We start from the raw sequence: 22,674 nt of genomic DNA, 5'->3' as shown, positions 1-22,674 counted from the left end.
GAGGCCGGCCCCCGGGGCCGGCCGGCTCAGGCGTGCAGGGCCTCTTCGAGCGTGCCGTGGACGGCGAAGACCGCCTCGGCCCCGGTGATCTCGAAGACCCTCGCCACCATGGGCTGCATCCCGGCCAGATGAACCGTTCCGCCGGCTTCTTCCGCCTTGAGGCGGGCGCCGAGGAGGACGTTCAGTCCGGTGGAGTCGCAGAAATCGAGGCGCGAGCAGTCGACGACCAGGCGCACGCGCCCTTCATCGACCGCGCGCTCCAGGGGCTCGCGCAGCAGATCGGCGGTGTGGTGATCCAGCTCACCCACCGGGGTAACGATCTCGCTGGCCCCCTGGGTCCGGGTCTCGACCTCAAGTCGCCCCCGGTTCGCACTGCCGACCGTCCCGCGGTCCATGCCCGCCCCTCATTCGCCGATGGTCACGTGCGGATCACTGTCCGCACCGCGGTCCGCGCGCTCGCGCCGACGTCCCTGAAACATTACGCGTTAACTGCGTCGCGCGGTAGCCAGAGACCTCAATAAAGCGGACATAAAGCGACAATTGGAGCTTGTAACTCTCTCGGGCGAGCGGGTATGGGTAGAGGGACACCCCCCACCTTTGGATTTCTACCGGCTTCGGAGGCGCCGCTTCACCGCAGGAACACGTATCGGCATCGGCAGCCATATGCCGAGAACGATGGAGGAGAACCATGTCACCCCGGCTCGACGATTCGCGTACCCACGACGCGGCGTCGGCATGTCCTCAGGGACCGACCAATTCCGACTCCCCCGCCGCGGGCCGTCTCCCCGGTCCGCGCAGAGCCCCCGCTCCACCCGCCCCCACCGCGACGTCCGCGTCGCACACCGACGCCGGAGCCGACGTCGAGGCCGAGATCGAAACGGCCTTCGCCGGTGAAGGACTCGAAGGACTTCCCGAGATCCCGTCCTACGCCCAGGTGGGCGCGATGGACGCCCGGGCGCTGTCGAAGACGCTCTTCGAGCGTCTCGAAACCCTCGAAGAGGGCACGTACGACCACGCGTACGTGCGCAACACCCTCGTCGAGCTCAATCTCGCGCTGGTCAAGTTCGCCGCCTCCCGGTTCCGCTCCCGCAGCGAACCCATGGAGGACATCGTCCAGGTCGGCACGATCGGCCTGATCAAGGCGATCGACCGGTTCGAGCTGAACCGCGGGGTCGAATTCCCGACCTTCGCTATGCCGACGATCGTCGGCGAGATCAAGCGCTTCTTCCGGGACACCAGCTGGTCCGTGCGCGTCCCGCGCCGGCTCCAGGAGCTCCGGCTCGACCTGGCCAAGGCCGGCGACGAGCTGTCCCAGAAGCTGGACCGCTCCCCCACCGCGGGCGAGCTGGCCGAACGCCTCGGCATCACCAAGGACGAGGTGGTGGAGGGCATGGCGGCGAGCAACGCGTACACCGCGAGCTCGCTGGACGCCAAGCCCGAGGAGGACGACACCGAGGGTTCGCTGTCGGACCGCATCGGTTACGAGGACCGCAGCCTCGCGGGCATCGAGTACATCGAGTCCCTGAAGCCGCTGATCGCCTCGCTCCCGGAGCGCGACCGCACCATCCTGTCGCTGCGGTTCGTCGCCAACATGACGCAGTCCGAGATCGGCGAGGAGCTGGGCATCTCGCAGATGCACGTCTCCCGGCTGCTCTCGCGCACGCTGGTGAAGCTCCGCCGGGGCCTGACCCTGGACGAGTGATCCGGCGGAGGGGGCCGCACCCGCCCCGCCGCACGACACGGAGGGCCCGCCGTCGGCGGGCCCTCCGTGTCGTGCGGGACGCAACCGGCCATCATTTTGATTAGTTCACGTCAACGTCCTCGGCCTTGCACACAACGCGTCCACACTGGAAATCAGTTGATCGCAAACACCCTGAAAGCACCGTGGTCCGACCTGGAACGGACAGATAACGACAGTCGCCTGCACGGAAACTGACGTTGGATCACACTTATCCCACGCATCATCTCCTCATATCCTCTGCATGGTCACCCGCATGTACCAATGGAAAATGCCAAAACCTCCACGGGCGGGCGGCCACGATGCGTAGCCTCTGGGTCACGCAAGCCTGATGTCAGTCGGGGAGGGGAATCAGCGGTGCCCGGAATCGACGAGTGTCTGCTCGACGTCATGCGGCTGCCCGGCGCACGGGGCGCCGCCGTCGTCGACTGGACCAGCGGCCTCGCCCTCGGCACCATCGGGGACTCGCCCAACGGCGACCACGAGGCCACGGCCGCCGAGACGGCCGAAGTGGCCCGGATGGCGGCCGAACAGCCCGCCTTCGCACTCTCCCCCTACGGGCAGCCGGACGGCGCCGACGACGAAGCCGGGCTTCCGGTCGAGGACGTCATCGTCACCACCAGGACCGGCTACCACGTGCTGCGGTTCGTGGAGACGGCCTTCGACAGCAGTGTCTTCCTCCATCTCTGGCTGGACCGCGCCGAGGGCAACCTCGCCCTCGCCCGCATCCGGCTCGGCGAGATGGCCGAGCGGCTGGTCCTGGCGTGAGCGCCGGAGCCGCGCCGTCCGGCACGGAGAGCGCCGCGGTCATGTCCCCGATGCTCCAGCGGCTCGCCGCGGAGCGGGCCACCGGAGCGCTGATGCGCGACCGCGGCACCCTCTACCTGGCGGACGGTCAGGTGGTGCACGCCGAGAGCCCCGCCACCCCGGGCATCGACGTCCTGCTGACCACCGGGGGCGCGCTCCGCCACGAACGCTGGTGGGACGCGGTGGCCCAGGCCGGGGCGGGCCGGCGGGTCGGGCGCTATCTGGTCGACGGCGGCCACTTACCGGGCGGCGCCCTGGAGTTGTGCCATCTCGGCGCGCTCTACGACGCCGCGTTCTTCGCGCTCTCCCCGTCCCGCACCCCGGCACGGTTCCGCTACGGGGTGTCGCACTGGATCGGCCCCGTACGCCCCGTCGCCGTGGGCGCGGTGCAGCGCGAGACGCTCCGCCGCCGGGAACTGCTGGACCGGATCTGGCCCGAGGGACTGACCGACACGGCCCCCCTGGCACGGACCGCACACACCGCCGAAGGCCCCGTGCCGGCGCGCCAGCGGCTGGTGCTGGAGCTCGTCGACGGAGTCCGTACCGCCTCCGACATCGCCCAGGTGCTGGGCCGTTCGGCCTTCCACACGCTGGTGGACCTGAGCAGGCTCGCGGCGGCCGGGCTGGTGGGAACCGTCCACCCGCAGGAACGGGTGACGGCGGCCGCCGCGCGGCCGTCGTTCCCCGAGGTCACGGCGGACCCCGACGTCGCCCTGCTGCGCCGCCTGCGAGACGCCCTGGAGGCCTTGTGATACGCGCGCTCAGACAGCGTGCCGGGAGGAGACAGCCGATGGTGTCCGAGGGCGAACTGCGCGAGGTTCTCGACGAACTCCGGCGGCTGCGCGCACGGGTGCCGCTGGTCCACGGCGCGCTGTGCGCCAGCACCGACGGGCTGGTGCTCGCGCACGACACCCCCGGCGTCGAGGCCGAGAGCGTGGCCGCGCTGACCGCCGCCGCCCTCGGGGTCGCGATCCGGATGACGGAGGCCACCGGCCGGGCGGGCTTCCGGGAACTGCTCGTGCGCGGCGAATCGGGTTACGTCGCCACCTACGCCGCGGGGTCCTCCGCGGTCCTCACCCTGCTCGCCGCCGACCGCATCAACGTCGGCCGGCTCCATCTGGAGGGCCGCCGGGCGAGCGCCCGCATCGGCGAGGTGGTCGACGCCTCGGTCAAGCGCCTCGAACGCCCCGCGTCCCCGCCGCCCGCCGGCGGCCCACCGCCGCGCGCGCTGCCGCAGCGGCCCGTCTGACGACGGGCGGGGGTCCGCACCGCGGGCCCGGACAACGACTCGCACCACCGACCCGGGGCGCACGGAGCGTCGGCAGGACCCGCCTGCCCACCGGGGACGAAGCCAGAGATCCGGTCGAACGACCGGCCACGGAAAGGAACGAGCTCGCATGGCCAACACCGAAACGGCACTGAAGGAAGCGATGTCGTCGATCGAGGGCACCCTCGGCGTCGCCCTCGTCGACTACACCAGCGGCATGGCCCTGGGCACGCTCGGGGGTGGCAAGGACTTCAACCTGGAGGTCGCCGCCGCCGGCAACACGGACGTGATCCGCGCCAAGCTGCGCACCATGGAGCACCTGGGGATCAAGGACGAGATCGAGGACGTCCTGATCACCCTGGGCGGTCAGTACCACCTGATCCGCCTCCTCAAGGCCCGTGGCACCAACGGCCTGTTCCTCTACCTGGTGCTGGACAAGGTCCGGGCCAACCTGGCGATGGCCCGCCACCAGCTCAAGCGGATCGAGGCGGAGCTGGAGGTCTGACGGCCCGGCTCAGCGGCGGCGCCGCGCCCCACCGGGTGCGGCGTCGCCCGCCGCCGGACCCGTCGTCCGGAAAGCCCTGACCTGCTTGCCGGCCGGATCGCCCCGCTCCACCCGGTCGGCGCGGACCCAGTACAGGACGTCCGCGGCGCGCTCCCGCCGGCCGATGCGCACCGCCCGCAGCCACAGCCCGGCGCCGGCTCCGGCCAGCGCCGCCCCGGCCGCGCCCGGCACCACGAAGCCGAGACCCAGAGCGGCCACGAAGGCCCCGAGCAGCCACCAGCGGTGCGCACGCCGCCAGTTCCGCACGGTCACCGCGCGGTCCTGGAGGAAGTCGGTGCGGCCCGCCCGGGAGGCGCCCTTCGCCAGTTCCCCGTACCGGCCCCCGCGCGCCAGTGCCACCGCGGCGACGGTGACGAGGAAGAGCGCGGCGCCCGTGAGCAGCCCGGTCCTGCGCCCGGTGACGCCCGGCACGAGTGCCCCGACGCCGGTGACCAGCAGACCCGACCACCACATCGGCGCGGCCCCGGCCCGCACCACCACGGCCACTCTCGCCAACGACTGCGCTCCGCGACCCACTTGGCGTACCCCTTCTCCCGGTGTCCGACGGCCGGTGGCCGTTCTTCCGGACGCGGAGATTAGCGGCTGTATCTGAGTCGTGTCTGAGAAACCGCGGAGGGGGCCGCGCACGACCGGACGCGCGTGGTGGGACGGCCATCCCGCGACGGGCTGACGCGCTTCTGCGGGGGCCGGCACGACGAAGCGGCCCACCGGAATCACCGGTGGGCCGCTCCGGACGTATGTCGCGGGGACCGCCGCACCCCCGGTCACCCGGGGGGCGGGACGACGGCGGTCCCCGCGAGGGACGCGGTCCGGGTCAGGGCCGGGCGCTCGCGTCCTGGCGACGTCGGAGGTCCGGGAGCCGCTCCGTAGTCCGTGTCGCCGTCCGTGGTGCCGGCGGGTCTCCCCGCCGACACCCATGACTATGCCGGGGCCGTGTTAAGCGGGTGCTGCGCGGACGTGACGCGCTCGTACCGTTTTCGCGAAGCGGGTGATCGTCGGATGTACGGCGGGCGACGCCCGGACGCCGGTGCGCCCCGGCCGGGCCCGGTGTGCCGGGTCCGGGCCGGGGCGCACCGGTACCCGCGCGCGGTTTCGGCCGGGTCCGTGGCCGGGCCGGCGAACGGTCGCGGCGGCCCGGTGCGGCCCCCGTCCGGCCCCGCGGCCGGACGGGCGGGCGGCCGGATCAGGCCTTCGCGCCGGTGTCCTCGGCCAGGAAGGAGAGCAGGTCCTGCCTGCTCACGACGCCCTTCGGCTTGCCCTCGACCAGCACGATCGCGGCGTCCGCGCCGTCCGCCCCGCCGAGCACCGCCATCAGGTCCTCGACGGGCTCGCCGGAACCGACCTGCGGCAGCGGCGCCGACATGTGCTTCTCCAGCGGGTCGGTGAGCGTGGCCCGCTTGGTGAACAGGGCGTCCAGCAGTTCGCGCTCGACCACCGATCCGATGACTTCGGCCGCCATCACGTCGGGGTGGCCCGCGCCGGGCTTCACGATCGGCATCTGGGAGACGCCGTACTCGCGGAGCACCTCGATGGCCTCGCCGACGGTCTCCTCCGGGTGCATGTGCACCAGTGAGGGCATCGGCCCCTCCTTGTGGGCCAGCACCGCGCCGACCCGGGCGGAGGTGCCGCTGTCCTCCAGGAAGCCGTAGTCCGCCATCCACTCGTCGTTGAAGATCTTGGAAAGGTAGCCGCGGCCGCTGTCGGGCAGCAGGACCACCACCACGTCCTGCGGACCGAGACGGGAGGCGACCTCCAGCGCGGCCACCACGGCCATCCCGCAGGAGCCGCCGACCAGCAGGCCCTCCTCCTTGGCGAGACGCCGGGTCATCTGGAAGGAGTCCTTGTCGGAGACCGCGACGATCTCGTCCGTGACCGTGCGGTCGTAGGCGGTCGGCCAGAAGTCCTCGCCGACGCCCTCCACCAGGTACGGGCGCCCCGAGCCGCCGGAGTAGACCGAGCCCTCCGGGTCCGCGCCGACGACCTGGACCGCGCCGCCGCTGACCTCCTTGAGGTAGCGGCCGGTGCCGGTGATCGTGCCGCCGGTGCCGACGCCCGCGACGAAGTGGGTGATCTTCCCCTCCGTCTGCTCCCACAGCTCCGGACCCGTGGTCTCGTAGTGGGAGCGCGGGTTGTTCGGGTTGGAGTACTGGTCGGGCTTCCAGGCACCGGGCGTCTCGCGGACCAGCCGGTCGGAGACGTTGTAGTACGAGTCCGGGTGTTCAGGGTCGACGGCGGTCGGGCAGACGACCACCTCCGCACCGTAGGCGCGCAGCACGTTGATCTTGTCCGTGGACACCTTGTCCGGGCAGACGAAGACGCACTTGTACCCCTTCTGCTGCGCGACGATGGCCAAACCGACGCCGGTGTTGCCGCTGGTCGGCTCGACGATGGTGCCGCCGGGTTTCAGCTCCCCGCTCGCCTCCGCGGCCTCGATCATGCGCAGGGCGATCCGGTCCTTCACCGAACCGCCGGGGTTGAAGTATTCGACCTTCGCCAGGACGGTCGCGCTCAGACCTGCCGACACACTGCGCAGCCTGACCAGCGGGGTGTTGCCGACGAGACTGATCATTGAATCGTGGAATTTCACCGTGTACTCCGGGATCTCCGAGATGGTCCGGCCCAGAGTATGCGTAAGGGGCCGACAACGGGCGGCGGGATTGGGCGCGGTCCCCGGCGGGGCAGGTAGGTACGTATACGCACGAGTAGGGCTGCACGGCGAGACGGAGGTGGACCGGACGGTGTCGACGGCAAGGGTGGCACGGCGGATCGCGGCGGGCGCCGCGTACGGCGGCGGCAGCATCGGTCTGATCGGGGCGGCGACGGTCGGTGTGGTGCTGGCCGAGGTCCAGCTCGCGAAACGCACGGTCGGAGGCGGCACCGCACCGGTCCCGCCGAGCGCGGACGGACGGTACGGGGTGGCGTTCGCCGGCCCCTCCGATCCCCTGCTGATGGGGATGCTGGGCGATTCCACGGCGGCCGGTCAGGGCGTGCGCCGGGCGGGGCACACTCCGGGGGCGCTGCTGGCCTCGGGACTGGCGGCGGTGGCCGAGCGGCCGGTGGACCTGAGGAACGTGGCGCTGCCCGGCGCCCGGTCCGACGACCTGGACCGGCAGGTGTCGCTGCTGCTGGCGGACCCGTGCCGGCGGCCGGACGTCTGCGTGATCATGATCGGCGCGAACGACGTCACCCACCGGATGCCCGCCACCCAGTCGGTGCGCTGTCTGACCACGGCGGTGCGGCGGCTGCGGACGGCGGGGGCCGAGGTGATCGTGGGCACCTGTCCGGACCTCGGCACGATCGAGCCGGTCTACCAGCCGCTGCGCTGGCTGGCCCGGCGGGCGAGCCGGCAGCTCGCGGCGGCGCAGACGATCGGGGCGGTCGAGCAGGGCGGGCGCACGGTCTCGCTCGGCGACCTGCTGGGCCCCGAGTTCGAGGCCAACCCCCGGGAACTGTTCGGGCCGGACAACTACCACCCGTCCGCCGAGGGGTACGCGACGGCGGCCATGGCGCTGCTGCCCACCCTCTGCGCGGCGCTGGGACTGTGGCCGGAGTCCGACCACCTCGACGCCTCGCGGAGCGAGGGCATGCTGCCGGTGGCGAAGGCGGCCTCCCGGGCGGCCCGCGAGGCCGGTACGGAGGTCACCGGGGCACGCGCCCCGTGGGCCCTGCTCAAGCACCGCAGGCGCCGCCGCCTCCCCGCCCACACCGATCCGCACCCCCACCCGGACGACGCCCACCCCGGCGGGGCGCGACCGCGCCACGCGTAGGGCCGGGGCTGCCGCTGCCCGTCCGTCCGCCGCCACGGCCCCGTCGGGCCCCACGTCCGGCGTGCCCCACGGCCCCGTCGGGCCCTGCGCGTCCGGTGTGCCCCACGCGTCCGGCGTGCCTCACGCGTCCGGTGGCGTCTTGGTGCGGCGCCGGCGGCGGGACGCCACCTGGGCCGGGTCCACCTCGGGGCGGGACCAGCGGGCGGCGAGTTCCATGCTGGTCGCCCGGCCGCTCGTCACATGGGCGTGCGCCAGGGCCGCCGCCCGGTCGCCGTCCTTGGCCGCGATGGCGGCGAACATCTCCTCGTGCTCGGCGCACTGACGCCCCGGGTCCCGCCCGGCGGTGAGCCGGAACAGCCAGTGCGTACGGGCCTCCAGCGGGCCCATGATCCCGGCCAGCAGCGGGTTGTCGGCCAGCGCGACGATGTCCGCGTGGAATCCGGCGTTCGCCTCGGCGATGGCCGCCCGGTCGGCGACCGCCGTGGCCTCCCTGGCCCGCTCCAGACGGGCCCGGAGCCGGGCCAGGCCCGCCTCGTCGTGGCGCTCGGCGGTGAGCCGCGCGGCCAGCGACTCCAGTGACTCCCGCACGTCGAACAGATCCCGTACGTCGGCGGGCCCGAAGGGCGCCACCAGCGCGCCCCGGTGCGGGACCAGGACGACCAGCCCCTCCGCCGCCAGCAGCCGCAGCGCTTCCCTGAGCGGGATGCGGGAGACCTCCAGTTCGGCCGCCAGGTCGCGTTCCACCAGGCGCTCCCCCGGCTGGAGTTCCACTTCCACGATGCGCCGCCGCAGCGTCTCGTACACCAGGTCCCGCAGCGAACCGCGTTCCGTCACAGAGGTTCCTCCTCGTCGCGACCGCCATCCTCGCGGCCGATGCCCGGCGGCCTGCGGCCGACGGCCCCAGGTTAGGACGCCCGCGCTCGCGGACCCCCGCTCCCGTCGGCCGGATCCCGCCCCCCGCCGGGCCCGTCCCGGTGCCGGTCGGGCCCGGGGTGCGCATCCCCGCGGCGGCGGTGAGCATGGGTCCATGGGCGATTCGGCTCCGCAGGCGAAGACTCCGCACCGGCCCGGCGGGGCCGGTCCCGCCAGACCCCCGAACCAGACGCCGGCGCTGGCCGCCATGGTGTTCGCGGTGTCGATGACCTTCATCGACCAGACGATCGTGGCGATCGCGGCTCCCGACATCATCCGCGAGCTGGGGCTGACCTCCTCCCAGATGCAGTGGGTGGTCAACGCCTATCTGCTGACGCTGGCGGCCTTCTTCGCGCTGGGCGGGCGGCTGTCCGACATCTTCGGGCACCGCCGGGTGATGCTCGCCGGCACGCTCGTCTTCGTCGTCGCCTCGGCGCTCTGCGGGGCCGTGCCGACCGGCGGCGGCTTCGCGCAGACCTGGCTGATCGGCTTCCGGGCGGTGCAGGGGCTCGGTGCCGCCCTGATGTTCCCCGCCGCGCTGGCCGTGGTCATCGCGGTCTTCCCGGTGGAACGGCGTGGGCGGGCGCTGGCGCTGTTCTTCGGCGTGTCCGGCGCGCTCACGGCCGTCGGCCCGCTGCTGGGCGGATGGCTCACCGCGTGGACGTGGCGTGCCATCTTCTGGATCAACGTCCCGGTCGCCGTGGCCGCGATCGTGCTGGCCCTGCTCGCCCGCATCCCCGAACGCTCCCGGCGGGAACCGCTGGACGTGCCCGGAAGCGCGCTGATGGCGGTCGGCATGGGGCTGACCGTGCTGGGCCTCCAGCAGTCCGCCGCCTGGGGCTGGAACGACTGGGCGACGTGGACGTGCATCGTGGCCGGGCTCCTGGTGCTGGCCATCTTCGTCCGCTTCGAACTGGGCCGGCGCCATCCGCTCGTCAAGCTCCGGGTCTTCCGGGACCGGGCCTTCGCGGCCGACATGGCGGTGCTCTTCTTCGCCATGACGGCCTTCGTCCCGGTGCTGTTCTTCGCCTCCGTCTACGCACAGGTCTCGCTGAGCGCCTCCCCGAACCAGGCGGCGCTGTACCTGTTGTACTTCTTCGTCGGGTTCGCCCTGGCGTCCCAGTGGGGCGGCCGCATCCTGGACCGCAAGGGCGCCCGGCCCGCGCTGCGGATCGGCTCGGCGCTCGGCGCGGTCGGCTTCGCGCTGTGGGCGGCGAAGCTGACGACCCTGTCGATGCACGACCAGTGGCCGTACGCGGCGCTCGCCGGGGCGGGCATCGGCTTCCTGCTCGCCCCCGCGTCCACCGACGCGGTCAACCGGTCGATCGGCGCCTCGTACGGGGAGGTCACCGGCATCACCCAGACCGTACGCAACTTCGCCGCCAGCATCGGCCTCGCGGTCTTCGGCACCGTGCTGACCCACGCCACCGTGAACCGGGTGGACGGGACGCTGCGGTCCGAGGGGATGCCTGGCTGGGCGGCCCACGACGCGGCCCGCCTCATCGCCGAGGCGGTCACCGGGAACGCGGACGCCCGGCAGCCCACGGGCGACTCCCGGACGGCCGAGCTGACCCGGGAGTCGATGCAGGCGATCCGGATGGACTTCGCCGAGGCCAACCAGTGGGTCTTCTTCTCCATGGCCGGCGCCCTCGTCCTGGCCTTCCTCTGCTCCCTGCGCCATCCGGGGACGCGGGTGACCACGGACCCCGCGGGGACGGTGGGTGGGGCGGGTACGGGCGGGGCGGGTACGGGCCCGACGGATTCTTCGGAGGGGCCGGGGCGTGCTCCGGCGGGCACTCCGGGTGCGCCGGACGGTCCGGCTTCGCGTACCTGATCCCAGGGGGCCGCCCGGACGAACCGCCGCCGACGGACCGCCGCCGACGGACCGCCCCGCCGTCCGCACCCGTACCCGATCCCCCGCCCCGGGGCCCGAGGGCCCATCGGCCAACTCCGCGTGCCGCGCGCGGGATCGCACCGGTGTCCGCCTCCGCCGAACCGACGCCACTGCTAACAGCGGGCTAACACGCCCGCAACACAACGCCCCGAAACTGAGCCGCGTAACGGTATACCAATAACCGGCGGCGGGGCCGTCCGTCCTCCTGGAGGCACAGCAGTGGTGCATTCGCGCAACACCGTCACGGCCGCGGCACTGACCGCGGGCCTGTTCCTGCTCACCGCGTGCGGCGGCGACGACGGCGGATCGGCGGCGGCCGACGGCTCCGGCGACACCGTCGAGGTGGGGGTCCTGTTCGCGGGGTCCCTGTCCGACCAGGGCTTCATGCAGTCCGGCCACCTCGGCTATCAGCGCGCGGAGAAGACCCACGCGGGCAAGGCCACGTTCAGCAAGGCCGAGCAGATCGCCGCCGCCGACTACGAGCAGGCCTTGGTCCGCTTCGCCACCTCCTCGGACCTGGTCATCTCGCTGGGCGGCCAGACCGACGCGGCCGTACGCAAGGTCGCACCGCGCTTCCCGAAGGTGAAGTTCGTCGAGATCGGCGGCCCCGCCGACGGGAAGCCGCTGGCCAACCTCGCGCTCTACGACCCGCAGCAGGCGCAGGCCGCGTTCCTGTCCGGCGCCGCGTCCGCGCTGGTGAGCGAGAAGGACACGGTCGGCTTCGTCGGCGGCGCCGAACTGCCCGCGATCGTCAACGCCTCGAAGGAGTTCGCCAACGGCGCGAAGGCCGCCGCTCCGGGCGTGAAGATCCTTCCGCCGCAGTATCCGGGGGACTTCAACGACGTGGCCAAGGCCAAGCAGTCGGCGCTGGCCGACTTCGGGGCCGGCGCCGACGTCCTCGGCCAGATCCTCAACCTCGGCAACAAGGGCCTCGCCCAGGCCGCCACCCAGCGCGGCGGCAAGGTCATCGGCGGCCCCATCCCCGGCACGTGCGGGACCGATCCGGCGTACGCGGGCTACGTGACCACGGACATCGGCGCGGAGATCGAGTACGCCGTCGAACACGCCCTCGCCGGGACCTGGAAGGCGGAGAACGTGAAGTTCGGCCTGACCGCCGACGAACCCGCCAACGACATCGAACTCTGCGATGCCGACCCCGCCGATCAGGCCACCCTCGACGGGCTGAAGCAGCAGATCGCGGACGGGAAGATCACCACACTGTGAGCCCGAAGGACACAAGGGCCGTCGCGCTCGAAGTCACCGGCCTCACCAAATCGTTCGGCCGGACCCGCGCCCTCGACGGGGTCGACCTGCGCGTCGAGGCCGGCACCGTGCACTGCGTGCTCGGCGAGAACGGCGCCGGCAAGTCGACGCTCTGCCACCTCGTCGGCGGCGGACTCACCGCCGACACGGGCACCATGCGCCTGTACGGGCAGGAGTACGCGCCCACCCGCCCGGCCGCGGCGCTGGCCGCCGGGGTCGCGACGGTGCACCAGCACTTCAGTCTCGTACCGACGCTCACCGTCGCGGAGAACCTGCTGCTCCCGCAGACCGCACGGCGGTTCCGGTTGCCTCGGCGCGAACTCGCGCACCGGCTCGACGCGTTGGAGGCGGCGTACGGCCTGGGCGTCGATCCGTCCGCGCGGGTGGACACCCTGCCGGTCGGCGTCCGGCAGCGCGTCGAGATCGTCAAGTGCCTCCTGCGCGATCCCCGGTTGCTGCTGCTGGACGAGCCGACCGGGGTGCTGGCCCCGGCGGAGGTCGACGCGCTGCTCGACACGTGCCGGCGGATCGCGGCGGACGGCCGGGCGGTCGTGCTGATCACCCACAAGCTCGGCGAGGTCGCGCGGGTGGGCGACGCGGCGACCGTGCTGCGCGGCGGGCGGGTGGCCGGCGGCGGCCCGCTCTCCGAACTGCCCGCACACCGGCTCGTCCCGCTGATGATCGGCCGGGCGCCCACCGAACTCGCACCGGAACTGGCGGCGTCCATCGGTCTGGCACCGGAGGCCATGGAAGCCCCGACCGCAACGACGCGGCCGAACGTCGGGGACACCGGATCGGGCGTCGGGGCCACAGGGGCAGGCGCCGGGGGCACCCCCGCCCCCGCCGTCCTGCGCCTGCGCGGCCTCTCCTCCCGGCGCGTGGACGGTTCGTACGCCCTCGACGGCGTCGACCTGGACCTGGCGCCCGGCGAGATCCTCGGGATCGCCGGCGTGGAGGGGAACGGGCAGAGCGAACTGATGGCGGTCCTCGGCGGCGCCCTCGCACCCGACGCCGGGACCCTGGAAGTGGCCGGCACGGACCTGACCGGTGCCACGCCACGGGTGCGTACCGCCGCCGGTCTCGGGATCGTCCCCGAGGACCGGCACCACGAGGGATGCGTTCCCGAACTCTCCGTCGCCGAGAACCTGTTCCTCGGCCGGCTCGGCGCGTTCCGCCGGTTCGGCGGGCTGCTCGACCGGGGCGCGCTGCACCGCGCGGCCGACACGGTGCTGACCGAGTACGGCATCCGGGCCGCCGGACCGAAGGCCCCCATGTCGAGCCTGTCCGGCGGCAACCAGCAGAAGGTGGTGCTCGCCCGCGAGCTGGCGCTCGATCCTCTGGTCTGTCTGGCCGCCGCACAACCGACCCGCGGCCTGGACGTCGGCGCGGTCGACGCGGTGCTGGGCCGGCTGCGGGAGGCGGCGGGCGGCGCCGGCGTCCTCGTGGTCTCCAGCGAACTCGACGAGCTCCTCGCGCTCTGCGACCGGATCGCCGTCGCCTGGCGCGGCCGGCTCCTCGGCCCCGTAGCGACCTCCGACCCCGGCGCACGCGCCGCGGTCTCCGCGCTGATGCTCGGCGCGGAGACCCCCGTCCCCGCCCCTCACCTGGAAGCGGCCCCATGACCTTCCCCTTCACCTGGCGGCACCCGGCCGTGATCGCGGGCCTCGCCGCGCTCGCCGCCGCCGTCGCCGGTCTGCTGCTGGTCCTCGGCGCGGGCGCCGACCCGGCCACCGCCGGGAACGCCCTCGTCGAGGGCATGTTCGGCAGCCCGTACGCGATCGGCTCCTCGCTCAACACCGCCGCCGTGCTCGCCCTGGTCGCCACCGGTTTCACCGTCGCGCACCGGGCCGGGCTGGTGAACGTGGGCGGCGAGGGCCAGTTGTGCGCCGGCGGGGTGGCGGGCGCCGCCACCGGCCTGGCGCTCCCCGGCTCCACGCCGTCCGTGCTCGCGGTCCCCGCCGTGCTCGTCGCCGGGTTCGCGGCGGGGGCCCTGTGGGGGTGGATCGCCGGGCTGCTGCTGGTGCGGCGCGGCACCAGCGAGGTCATCACGACCCTGCTGCTGAACTTCGTCGGCATCGGCGTGGTCGCGCTCGCCGTGCACGAGGAGGCGCTGCTGCGGCAGCCGGTCACCTCCACCGAGACCCTCCCGCAGTCCGCCCCGCTGCCCGAGGCCGCCCAACTGCCGCTGCTGGGGTCGGTGGAGTCGCCCGCCACGGCGATCGTGGTGGTGGCGCTCGCCGCCGCCGCGGTGACCGCCCTGGTGCTGCACCGCTCCCCCACCGGGCTGCGGCTGCGGGCGGTCGGCCATTCCCGGCCGGCGGCCGCACGGCTCGGCGTCCCCGTGGACCGGTTGCGGGCGGGCGGGCTCGCGGTGGCCGGCGGACTCGCCGGGACGGCGGGCGCGGCGCTGATCGCCACCGCCCCGTTCGTGCTCGCGGAGCACTTCTCGTCCGGGTACGGGTTCGCGGGGCTCGTCGTCGGGCTGCTGGCCCGCGGCTCGCTCACCGCCGTCGTCGGCGTCTCGCTGGTCTTCGGCTTCCTCACCAACGGCGGCATCAACCTCCAGTTGGCCTCCGAGGTACCGGCGTCGTCGGTGCAGATCGTGCAGAGCCTGCTGGTGCTGTTCGTCGCCGCCTCGATGCTCTGGAAGGAAAAGCGCGCATGAGCACCGAACAGGTCCTCACCGAGCTGGCGTCGGGCGGTGTGCGGCTCGCCGTACCGCTGCTGCTCGCCTCGGCCGGCGAACTCGTCAGCGAACGCGCCGGGGTCCTCAACCTGAGCGTGGAGGGCATGATGCTCACCGGGGCCTTCGCGGGTGCCGCCGGGGCGTACGCCACCGGCAGCGCCACCGCCGGACTGCTCTGCGCCGTGGTGGCGGGGCTGCTCTTCGCCGCCGTGCAGGCGGTGCTGAGCGTGACGCTGCGGGCCGACCAGATCGTCACCGGCATCACCGCGAACGCCCTCGCCCTCGGGGCCACCACCTACGGGGCGCGGCTCCTCTTCCCGGAGGGGACCGGCGACTCGGTTCCCGGGTTCGACCCCGTCACCGTACCGCTGCTGCACGACATACCGGTCCTCGGACCGGCGCTCTTCGAGCAGTCGGCGACCGGCTACCTCGCCTTCGCGGTGGCGCTGGGGCTCGGGCTGCTGCTGAGCCGGCGCACCGGTCCCGGCCTGCTGGTGGACGCGGTCGGCGAGGACGCCGGCACCGCGGACCGCAGCGGCCTGCCGGTCCGGGCGGTGCGGTACGCGGCGGTCCTGCTGACCGGCCTCACCGCCGGGCTGGCCGGCGCCCAGCTCGCCCTCACCGAGGTGCACGCCTTCAGCGACAACATGACCGGGGGCATCGGCTACCTCGCGGTGGTCGCCGTCATCGCCGGCCGCTGGCGGGCCGGTCCGACCGTCGTCGCCTGCCTCTTCTTCGGGGTGGCCCAGGCGCTCCAGTTCGTCGCGCCGACCCTGGGGCTGCACATCCCCTCCCCCCTCCTGGTGACCCTGCCGTACGTCATCGCGCTGCTGGCGGTCAGCGGTCTGGTCGGCCGCAGCCGCGCCCCGTCCGGCCTCACCGTGCCGTTCGTACGCGGCGCCCGCTGACGTACTCCCCCGCGCGCCCCGCCCCACCGCGACCCGGCCGCCACCCCCGTCACCGCCGCTCCTGTCACCGGCACTCCTGTCACCGTCCCCACGTCACCGCCCCCACGTCACCGCCCCACCGAGAAACGGACGAACCCGCATGACGCTGATCCTGACCCGTTCCGACATCCTCGCGATGCTCACGCACGAGGAGACCGTGGTGGCGGTGGAGCGGGCGCACGCCGATCTCTCCCGGGGGACGGCGGTGCTCCCGGCGCCGCCCGCCATGCGGCTGCCGGGGGCGGACGACGGCGCCGCGTTCCTCGCGATGGCGGCGGTCTCGGCACCCGACCGGCTCGCCACGGTGAAGCTGCTCGCGGACCTGCCGGGCAACCGGGCGCGGGGGCTGCCCGTCCAGCGATCCGCGATCCTCGCGGTGTCCGCCGAGGACGGGGACTGCACCGCTCTCCTCGACGGGGCCGCGGTGACCCGTTTCCGTACCGCGGCGGCCTCCGCGGTGGCGACCCGCGCCCTGGCGCGGCCGGACGCCCGGGTGCTCGGGCTGATCGGCACCGGCCCGCTGGCCCTGGCCCACGCCCAGTCGCTGCGGACGGTGTGGGCGTACGACCGGGTGGTGCTCTGGGGGCGTACGGGGGAACGGGCGCGGGAACTCGCCGCGCGGATCGAGGCCGAGGCGGGGGTGAGCGCCGAGGTGCTGGCCGGCCCGCGCGAGGTCACCGAGGCGGCCGACGTGCTGTGCACACTGACGCCGTCGCGGGAGCCTCTGGTGCGTGGGGCGTGGTTCCGGCCGGGGCTGCACGTCAACGCGGTCGGCGCGCCGCCCCGGCCGGACCACCGGGAGATCGACACGGAGGGGATGCGCCGCTCGGTGGTGGTCGTGGACGCCTACGACACCGCGCTCGCCAAGTCGGGCGAGGTGGTGATCGCGCTGGCGGAGGGCGCGTTCGGGCCCGAGCACGTGCGCCGGGAACTCGGAGACGTACTGACGGGCGGCTGCGCGGGGCGCACCTCGCCGGAGGACATCACGTTGTTCGACTCGGTGGGTGTCGGGCTCCAGGACCTGGCCGCCGCCCGCCTCCTCATCGACGGGGCCCGCGCCCGCGGGCTCGGCGTGCACATCGACCTCGCGGGCTGACCGGGTCGCGGCGCGGCCGGGACCGCCGCCCGCCGAACGACTGAGCAAGCGCTTAGAAAAGAGTCCCGCATCACACGGCCCGGCGGGTGACCCGGGCCATACGGACGGGTAATTTCCAAAGCAGTCCCGCCGGAACGGTCCCGGCCGGGTCCGCGCGCCCCGGCCGCCCGCTCCGGACGGTCCGGCACGCCCCCACCCAGGCCGGAACAGCCCGTCCGTCAGCCACCAGCCCTCCTGGAGCCGCGTGATGCCCGAAGCCGTGATCGTCTCTGCCGCCCGTTCGCCCATCGGCCGGGCCTTCAAGGGGTCTCTGAAGGACCTGCGCGCGGACGACCTGACCGCCACCATCATCCAGACCGCCCTGGCCAAGGTGCCGGGCCTGGACCCCAAGGACATCGACGACCTGATGCTGGGCTGCGGCCTGCCGGGCGGCGAACAGGGCAACAACCTCGGCCGCGTCGTCGCCGTGCAGATGGGGATGGACCACCTTCCGGGCTGTACGGTCACCCGCTACTGCTCCTCCTCGCTCCAGACGACCCGGATGGCGCTGCACGCGATCAAGGCGGGCGAGGGCGACGTCTTCATCTCGGCCGGCGTCGAGATGGTGTCGCGGTTCGCCAAGGGCAACTCCGACAGCCTGCCGGACACCCGCAACCCGGTCTTCGCCGAGGCCGAGGCCCGCACCGCGGCCCGCGCCGAGGAGTCGGGCGCGTCCTGGCACGACCCGCGCGAGGACGGCCTGCTGCCGGACGCGTACATCGCGATGGGCCAGACCGCGGAGAACCTGGCGCGCATCAAGGGCGTCACCCGCCAGGACATGGACGAGTTCGGCGTGCGGTCGCAGAACCTCGCCGAGGAAGCGCTGAAGAACGGCTTCTGGGAGCGCGAGATCACCCCGGTGACGCTGCCGGACGGCTCGGTCGTCTCCAAGGACGACGGCCCGCGCGCGGGCGTGACCCTGGAGGGCGTCTCCGGCCTGAAGCCGGTCTTCCGCCCCGACGGCCTGGTCACCGCCGCCAACTGCTGCCCGCTGAACGACGGCGCCGCCGCCCTGGTGATCATGTCGGACACCAAGGCACGCGAGCTGGGCCTGACCCCGCTGGCCCGGATCGTCTCCACCGGCGTCTCCGGCCTCTCCCCCGAGATCATGGGCTACGGCCCGGTCGAGGCGAGCAAGCAGGCACTGAAGCGGGCCGGCCTCACCATCGACGACATCGACCTCGCCGAGATCAACGAGGCGTTCGCGGCCCAGGTGATCCCCTCCTACCGCGACCTGGGTCTGCCGCTGGAGAAGGTCAACGTCAACGGCGGCGCCATCGCCGTCGGCCACCCCTTCGGCATGACCGGCGCCCGCATCACCGGCACCCTGATCAACGGCCTCCAGTTCCACGACAAGCAGTTCGGCCTGGAGACCATGTGCGTCGGCGGCGGCCAGGGAATGGCGATGGTGATCGAGCGACTGAGCTGAGCCGCAGCGGAGGGTAGGGGTCGCCCGAGGCACGAGGGCGGCACCTGCCCGCAGCACAGGCGAAGCCCAGCGCGACCACGGAAGAGGCGCGACTGAGCTGAGCCGCAGCGGAGGGTAGGGGCCGTCCGAGGTACGAGGGCGGCACCTGCCCGCAGCACAGGCGAAGCCCAGCGCGACCACGGAAGAGGCGCGACTGAGCTGAGCCGCGCCCTTCTCATAGACGTTTTATGGGAGTCGATGCGTGACGACCCCTTCGTGCGCTCCCGGCGAAGGCCCCACCAAGTCCGTGTCGGTGTCCGTCCACGAGGGCACCATCGAGGCCGTGCGCTCACGCGTCGGGAAGCGCGGAATCTCCGGATACGTCGAAGCGGCCGTACAGCGCCAGATCGAGCGCGACGATCTGGCCGATTTGGTCGCCGACCGAGGACATGACCACGCTCTGCGGTGCCGCCGTCAGGGTCGTGAAGGTCTAGCAACCCCGGCGGCATCCGCCCGCATCACGACGCGGGCCGCACCGGGGGAACCGTGTGCGGCTCCCGCGCGTCCCTCGTCGGGGGACGCCCGAATCCGGCCGAGCCCCGAACGTGACCGAATCTCCCCCAGGATGTGATCTATGTCCCGGAGGGGTCCCATTTCCGCAGGTCACGGCATTTTCCGGCGCGTACCCCTGCCAAAAGACCTGTCCGGTTCGTGACGTATTGCACTGACAGTCGGCGCACGTGCAGGACAAGCTGATGTAGGAAGTCGGGGGTATCGATACAGACCGGGAGTTAGTCAGTGAGCGCCATGCCCTTTGCCCTGTTGCTGACCACCGCCGCTGCCACGGCCGTCGGCGCCGCTGCCCTGTTCGCCGCGAACGGCCTGCGCAAGCAGGTCGCGGCACTCCGTACCGAACTGGCGGCCGGGCACCCGGGCGGCTGGACCGTTCCGCCGCAGAGCCGCACGACCACGCCCGCCGAGGAGATACGCGCCGCCGTCTCCGAGGCCCTGGCCGAGGAGCGGGAGCGCGAACTGGCCGAAGCGCGTGCCTTCTGGGCGGCGCAGGAGGCCCGTGACGCCGCCGACGCCCCGTCCCTGCTGGGCGGGCTGGCGGGTCTGGGCGAGGACGCCCCGTACTACCTGCCGCGCCAGGCGGACTTCGCCGGTCTCGACGAGATGGACCTGGAGGCCGCCGAGGCTCTGGAGCGGCTCGCCGCGCTCACCGACTTCGGCGACGCGGAGCCGGCGGACCGCGCCGAGCAGGTCGAGTTCGACGAGTTCCCGGACGACTCCCCCGAGCTGGCCGCCGCCCGCCGCCGTCACCCCTCGCACCCGGACTTCGTGCCGGTGCGGACGCCCGTGGTCACGGACCACGAGCGCACGGTGAACCGGCTGGAGGAGCTGGCGGACACCGGGACCGAGCTGACCGACGTGCGCCCCGGCCCGCTGGGCACCCTCGACGTGTACGTCTTCGCGGACGGCACCACGCTCTGTATGACCCCCGGCCACCGGGAGACCGCTGAGCGCCTCGCCGCCTCACTGCGGGCCGGTCATCAGCCGGTGCTGCTGGGCGGGTCCGGGGTCTCCGGCGCCTACGCGCTGACGTTCTCGTGCGGCGAGGAGAGCGTCTACATCCTCGCGGACCGCGTGATCGCGTCCTTCTGACCGGTCGGCGCGTCAGGCGAAAGCCCGCGCCGCCGCCTCCCGTACGTACTCCACGGCCTCGTCCAGCTCCTCGGGCGGGGCCGTCACCAGTGCCGCCGCCAGGTCGTGGCCCGCGACCGCCACCTGGTCCCCGACGGCGAACATCCCGGCGTCCGGCATGGCACGCGGTGCGCCGTCCACCCCTTCGAGCCGCTGGGCCCGCGCGGAGAGCTCCCGCGCCAGCATCAGCGCCTGCTCGGCGGCCCCCTGCTGGAGGCGGCTCTGCGGAGCGGCCCGCAGCCGGTCGGCGAAGCGGTCCACAGCGGTGATCAGGGGAGTCGTATCGAGCACCCCGCGACCCTACCAACGCCGGTGCGCCCCTCCCGGACCCGCGACACCTCCGCAGGCACGAAGAGGCCCACCGGGCACTCCCACCGGGCACGAAGACGGCCCGCAGGCTGGGCCTGCGGGCCGTTCGTCGTCACACGGGACCACCGTGCCGGGCTAGCGGTCAGTCGTCGCCGTTGAGGATGGAGAGCAGACGCAGCATCTCCAGGTAGATCCACACCAGGGTCATGGTCAGGCCGAACGCGGCCAGCCAGGACTCCTCGCGCGGGGCGCCGTAGGCGATGCCGTCCTCGACCTGCTTGAAGTCCAGGGCCAGGAAGCAGGCACCGAGGATGATGCCGATCACGCCGAACAGGATGCCGAGACCACCACTGCGGAAGCCGAGACCGTCGCCACCACCGAAGACGGTGAACAGCAGGTTGACGACCATCAGCAGCAGGAAGCCGACGGCGGCCGCCATCACGAAGCCGTAGAACCGGCGGGTGACGCGGATCCAGCGCATCTTGTACGCCAGCAGCACACCGGCGAAGACACACATGGTGCCCATCACCGCCTGCATCACCGTGCCGGGGCTGATGTAGGTGCTGACCGCGCTGGAGATCACTCCGAGGAAGACACCCTCGAAGGCCGCGTAGGCCAGGATGACCGGCGGCGACGCCTTGCGCTTGAAGGACTGGACGAGCGCCAGGACGAACGCCACCAGAGCGGCGCCCACGGCGATGCCGTAGGACTTGCCGATGTTGGCCTGGTCGACCGGCAGCAGCGCCCACGACAGCGCGGCGGTGAGCACCACGGTGCCGAGCGTCATGCCCGTGCGGGTGACGACGTCGTCGATGGTCATCGCGCCCGAGCGGACCGGGGCCTGCGGGGCGCCCAGCTGCGCGTCCGGCTGCGCGTAGGGGTTCGTGGCGTACGGGTTGGCGGCGGTGCCCTGCTGCGCGTACGGGTTGGCACCCGCGGCGGGGGCCCCGGCCTGCGGCGTCGCGTTGAAGCCCGCGTAGCCGTTGTCGCGGCTGAACCCCCGTCGCGAGAAGACCGGGTTGCTGCTCCTCATTTCACTCCTCCATGGCCACACTGCGTGGCCTTGCGACAAGAGTAATGCGTAGGCAAAAGAAAGACTCTAGTGCCAGGGGAGGATCTTTACGGAAGTAGATCGTCGTGGAGCCCTCCCGGCCCCTCCCCGGGACACTCCGCCTTCCCCGCCGGCCGGCCTCCACACCGCGTCCCGGCCCCGGTTCCCGACGGCCGGGACCGGCAGGACACCATCGGGCCATGGACCGTACGCCCCACACCCCCGCGAGCCCGGCCCCCCGGCCCCCGGCCCCGCCGCCGCTCCGCACGGCGCGGCTCGACCTGATGCCCCTCGCCGTCCACCACGCGGACGAGATGCGGGCCGTACTGGCGGATCCCGCGCTGCACGCCTTCATCGGCGGTACCCCGCCCACCGCGGACGAACTCCGCGCCCGCTACGCCCGCCAGAGCGCAGGCTCCCCGGACCCGGACGTGCTGTGGGCCAACTGGGTGATCCGGCTGCGAACCGGCCGGGAAGACGGAGAGCGCGGCGCCGGTCACGGGCACGGGCACGGGGGCGACGACTACAGCGACGGTGACGGCTCAGCGGCCGGGCGGGGCGGCGGGGCGGGCCCGCTGATCGGGACGGTCCAGTCCACGGTCTCCCCGGCCGAGGGCGGTGCTTCCGAGGCTGAGCTGGCCTGGGTGGTGGGTACCCCCTGGCAGGGACGCGGCTTCGCCACCGAGGCGGCTCGCGCGCTGGCCGGGTGGGCGACGTCACTGCCCGTATCCACACTGGTCGCGCACATCGCCCCAGACCACCACGCCTCAGCGGCGGTCGCCGCCGCCTGCGGCCTCGCCCCGACCGGTCTGGTCCACGACGGCGAGATCCGCTGGGAACACCGCACGACCGCCTGACCCACGCTCCTCCGTCGGCACACCCACGCGCCCGCCCCCGGACACACGTCGGCCCCACCGGCAGGGGGGGTGGCCGGTGGGGCCGCGCGGCCCGTTCAGGCGGGGGGGTGCCTGGCGAGCTCGGGTCATAGCTGTTGTGCCCCGCTTTCCGGGGGCCATGCGCGTCGGCAGATGAATTTCACGGAGCGGGGCGATTCCCACCGTCCGCGCGACCCGCGTACGCCGCTCGGCCGGGCGTCGCCACCCCATCCCGGCCGTCCGCCCCGGCCGGGGCGGGCCGGAGCAAAGCGGAGTGCCCGGAACCGGACTCGAACCCGACCCGCGCACCGCGCTGACCAGGCATTTAGCCTCTGAGGTGGGGTTT

Annotated in this window: 21 protein-coding genes and 1 pseudogene; 16 read left to right on the top strand and 6 right to left on the bottom strand. The window is 73.2% G+C overall.

The window, feature by feature from the left end; genetic code table 11:
* Positions 1–26: 26 nt before the first annotated feature.
* Positions 27–395, bottom strand: coding sequence for an STAS domain-containing protein (locus Q0994_RS32730; protein ID WP_299542129.1), 369 nt, complete (start codon positions 393–395; stop codon positions 27–29).
* A gap of 293 nt (positions 396–688) precedes the next feature.
* Between Q0994_RS32730 and Q0994_RS32725 the strand changes: the two genes are divergently transcribed.
* The 5 genes from Q0994_RS32725 to Q0994_RS32705 all read left to right on the top strand — a co-directional run bounded on the left by Q0994_RS32725 (position 689) and on the right by Q0994_RS32705 (position 4,317).
* The gene (locus tag Q0994_RS32725; protein WP_299542127.1) at positions 689–1,702 is read left to right on the top strand and encodes an RNA polymerase sigma factor SigF; all 1,014 of its coding nucleotides are present in this window, start codon (positions 689–691) and stop codon (positions 1,700–1,702) included.
* A gap of 393 nt (positions 1,703–2,095) precedes the next feature.
* Entirely contained in the window at positions 2,096–2,506 is a 411-nt protein-coding gene (locus Q0994_RS32720) for a hypothetical protein (protein ID WP_299542125.1), read from the top strand.
* Between the two features lie 50 nt (positions 2,507–2,556).
* Entirely contained in the window at positions 2,557–3,297 is a 741-nt protein-coding gene (locus Q0994_RS32715) for a transcriptional regulator (RefSeq protein WP_299542167.1), read from the top strand.
* A 38-nt stretch (positions 3,298–3,335) separates the two neighbouring features.
* Positions 3,336–3,794, top strand: coding sequence for a roadblock/LC7 domain-containing protein (locus Q0994_RS32710; RefSeq protein ID WP_299542123.1), 459 nt, complete (start codon positions 3,336–3,338; stop codon positions 3,792–3,794).
* A 148-nt stretch (positions 3,795–3,942) separates the two neighbouring features.
* Entirely contained in the window at positions 3,943–4,317 is a 375-nt protein-coding gene (locus tag Q0994_RS32705; RefSeq protein ID WP_299542121.1) for a hypothetical protein, read from the top strand.
* A gap of 9 nt (positions 4,318–4,326) precedes the next feature.
* Here Q0994_RS32705 and Q0994_RS32700 read toward each other — a convergent pair whose 3' ends face one another.
* Both Q0994_RS32700 and Q0994_RS32695 read right to left on the bottom strand, forming a co-directional pair.
* Positions 4,327–4,863, bottom strand: coding sequence for a hypothetical protein (locus Q0994_RS32700; RefSeq protein WP_299542165.1), 537 nt, complete (start codon positions 4,861–4,863; stop codon positions 4,327–4,329).
* A 697-nt stretch (positions 4,864–5,560) separates the two neighbouring features.
* Positions 5,561–6,964 (bottom strand): cystathionine beta-synthase, encoded by a 1,404-nt coding sequence (locus tag Q0994_RS32695; protein ID WP_299542119.1) that lies wholly within the window; start codon positions 6,962–6,964, stop codon positions 5,561–5,563.
* Positions 6,965–7,130: 166 nt separating this feature from the next.
* On the opposite strand from Q0994_RS32695, the gene Q0994_RS32690 reads away from it, so the two are divergent.
* The gene (locus Q0994_RS32690) at positions 7,131–8,144 is read left to right on the top strand and encodes an SGNH/GDSL hydrolase family protein (protein WP_299542163.1); all 1,014 of its coding nucleotides are present in this window, start codon (positions 7,131–7,133) and stop codon (positions 8,142–8,144) included.
* A 120-nt stretch (positions 8,145–8,264) separates the two neighbouring features.
* Here Q0994_RS32690 and Q0994_RS32685 read toward each other — a convergent pair whose 3' ends face one another.
* Complete coding sequence (locus tag Q0994_RS32685; RefSeq protein WP_299542117.1) at positions 8,265–8,978, bottom strand: GntR family transcriptional regulator; 714 nt, start codon at positions 8,976–8,978, stop codon at positions 8,265–8,267.
* A 286-nt stretch (positions 8,979–9,264) separates the two neighbouring features.
* On the opposite strand from Q0994_RS32685, the gene Q0994_RS32680 reads away from it, so the two are divergent.
* The 9 genes and pseudogenes from Q0994_RS32680 to Q0994_RS32640 all read left to right on the top strand — a co-directional run bounded on the left by Q0994_RS32680 (position 9,265) and on the right by Q0994_RS32640 (position 20,054).
* Positions 9,265–10,890, top strand: coding sequence for an MFS transporter (locus Q0994_RS32680; RefSeq protein WP_299542161.1), 1,626 nt, complete (start codon positions 9,265–9,267; stop codon positions 10,888–10,890).
* Between the two features lie 279 nt (positions 10,891–11,169).
* Positions 11,170–12,174: a BMP family protein gene (locus Q0994_RS32675; protein ID WP_299542115.1), complete on the top strand. Its 1,005-nt coding sequence runs from the start codon at positions 11,170–11,172 to the stop codon at positions 12,172–12,174.
* Positions 12,171–13,835: an ABC transporter ATP-binding protein gene (locus Q0994_RS32670; RefSeq protein ID WP_299542113.1), complete on the top strand. Its 1,665-nt coding sequence runs from the start codon at positions 12,171–12,173 to the stop codon at positions 13,833–13,835. The genes Q0994_RS32675 and Q0994_RS32670 overlap by 4 nt, the downstream gene beginning before the upstream one ends.
* On the top strand, positions 13,832–14,878 hold the full coding sequence (locus tag Q0994_RS32665; RefSeq protein WP_299542111.1) for an ABC transporter permease: 1,047 nt from the start codon (positions 13,832–13,834) through the stop codon (positions 14,876–14,878). The genes Q0994_RS32670 and Q0994_RS32665 overlap by 4 nt, the downstream gene beginning before the upstream one ends.
* Positions 14,875–15,807, top strand: coding sequence for an ABC transporter permease (locus tag Q0994_RS32660; protein WP_299542110.1), 933 nt, complete (start codon positions 14,875–14,877; stop codon positions 15,805–15,807). Before Q0994_RS32665 ends, Q0994_RS32660 begins: the two co-directional genes overlap by 4 nt.
* 139 nt (positions 15,808–15,946) lie before the next feature.
* Entirely contained in the window at positions 15,947–16,942 is a 996-nt protein-coding gene (locus Q0994_RS32655) for an ornithine cyclodeaminase family protein (RefSeq protein ID WP_299542108.1), read from the top strand.
* Positions 16,943–17,189: 247 nt separating this feature from the next.
* Positions 17,190–18,410 carry an acetyl-CoA C-acetyltransferase gene (locus Q0994_RS32650; protein ID WP_299542106.1) on the top strand — a complete coding sequence of 407 codons (1,221 nt, stop codon included), beginning with the start codon at positions 17,190–17,192 and terminating at the stop codon, positions 18,408–18,410.
* A gap of 241 nt (positions 18,411–18,651) precedes the next feature.
* Positions 18,652–18,831: pseudogene (locus tag Q0994_RS32645) on the top strand (hypothetical protein); the annotation flags it as partial.
* 380 nt (positions 18,832–19,211) lie between these two features.
* Entirely contained in the window at positions 19,212–20,054 is an 843-nt protein-coding gene (locus Q0994_RS32640; RefSeq protein ID WP_299542159.1) for a hypothetical protein, read from the top strand.
* A gap of 12 nt (positions 20,055–20,066) precedes the next feature.
* Here Q0994_RS32640 and Q0994_RS32635 read toward each other — a convergent pair whose 3' ends face one another.
* Both Q0994_RS32635 and Q0994_RS32630 read right to left on the bottom strand, forming a co-directional pair.
* The gene (locus Q0994_RS32635; RefSeq protein WP_299542104.1) at positions 20,067–20,384 is read right to left on the bottom strand and encodes a hypothetical protein; all 318 of its coding nucleotides are present in this window, start codon (positions 20,382–20,384) and stop codon (positions 20,067–20,069) included.
* A 160-nt stretch (positions 20,385–20,544) separates the two neighbouring features.
* Positions 20,545–21,435 carry a Bax inhibitor-1/YccA family protein gene (locus tag Q0994_RS32630; protein WP_299542102.1) on the bottom strand — a complete coding sequence of 297 codons (891 nt, stop codon included), beginning with the start codon at positions 21,433–21,435 and terminating at the stop codon, positions 20,545–20,547.
* Between the two features lie 218 nt (positions 21,436–21,653).
* Here Q0994_RS32630 and Q0994_RS32625 point away from each other — a divergent pair, with 218 nt between their 5' ends.
* A complete protein-coding gene (locus Q0994_RS32625) occupies positions 21,654–22,310 on the top strand; it encodes a GNAT family N-acetyltransferase (protein WP_299542100.1) in 657 nt (218 codons plus the stop codon).
* The last annotated feature ends 364 nt before the right edge of the window (positions 22,311–22,674 follow it).

The sequence above is a fragment of the uncultured Streptomyces sp. genome, from assembly GCF_947488945.1.
Taxonomy (GTDB): Bacteria; Actinomycetota; Actinomycetes; order Streptomycetales; family Streptomycetaceae; genus Streptomyces.
The sequence above is the reverse complement of the archived record's forward strand: the minus strand, read 5'-3'. Positions and strand labels throughout refer to the sequence as shown.